Annotated in this window: 1 protein-coding gene; it reads left to right on the top strand. The window is 49.9% G+C overall.

The features are described from left to right. Window positions 1-249 precede the first annotated feature (249 nt). Window positions 250-480, top strand: a complete 231-nt coding sequence (locus H9627_RS14110; protein ID WP_158013214.1) for a hypothetical protein — start codon at window positions 250-252, stop codon at window positions 478-480. Window positions 481-787 lie beyond the last annotated feature (307 nt).

Genomic DNA, 787 nt, shown 5'->3' with positions numbered 1-787 from the left:
GAGGAGCGCGGTCCTGCTATCCTGAGATCTGCTTCCTGATCAAATCCTCCGTGTCTACCATCCGGGGGTCGGGCCCCCTCTTGTAGTTTTGATGACCCATTGGCTTCTCATCTCGCGTCCCTAGGACGATCGGGACATGCAATCCCCGTTACTGAGTCCATCACACTGGAGGAACTCTACGGACCAGAGTGGACTGAGTTTTCGCTCGTGTGCCCATACACTCCGTATCAAACAGTCAAAGAAACACTTATGGCTGATGATCCCCCTGTTCCAGAACACGGCTTCTCCGATCAAGAAAACTTCCTCTTTCTTAGAGGAAAGGGCGACAGCGAACAATGGGTGAAGTTCTCTCGAGAGGCTCTCGATCTGTGTTCTCCATCAAGTCCGTCTTCTTTAATCATGGAGTCAACGACAGTTGCTCTCAGTTTTTCTCTGGATAATCCGGGTAGTGCTTGGATTCTAACCGGCTTGAACAAGTAGTCATATGGGCTCGCTGCTCCTGGGCAGTATCGGGAACACTCAGATTGGGGTCAGCGTGCACGCGACGACCGATGCAGCATCCTGTTTAATAAAGCACTTATAGAAAATATTTTCTAGTGATTGCGCATGCGCGTCCACCACTAAGGAAAGACTGATACCCATGAAACCAATCAATGATCTACTCGCTACTCACGGTGTGCCTGTTTATGATCCTGACGATGCAACCTTAAGTAGGGGTCGCTTGTGAATTCGTCGAATATCCGACGCTAGGCCTCCACCTGATCAGGTATCAATCGTTCATGAGACA

This window comes from Corynebacterium gallinarum, from assembly GCF_014837045.1.
Classification (GTDB): Bacteria; Actinomycetota; Actinomycetes; order Mycobacteriales; family Mycobacteriaceae; genus Corynebacterium; species Corynebacterium gallinarum.
This window is presented reverse-complemented; position numbering and strand designations above follow the sequence as displayed.

What these genes read in the sequence shown, in the direction of transcription:
- H9627_RS14110 (WP_158013214.1), top strand. Translation starts at nt 250, where the DNA reads ATGGCTGATGATCCCCCTGTTCCAGAACACGGCTTCTCCGATCAAGAA.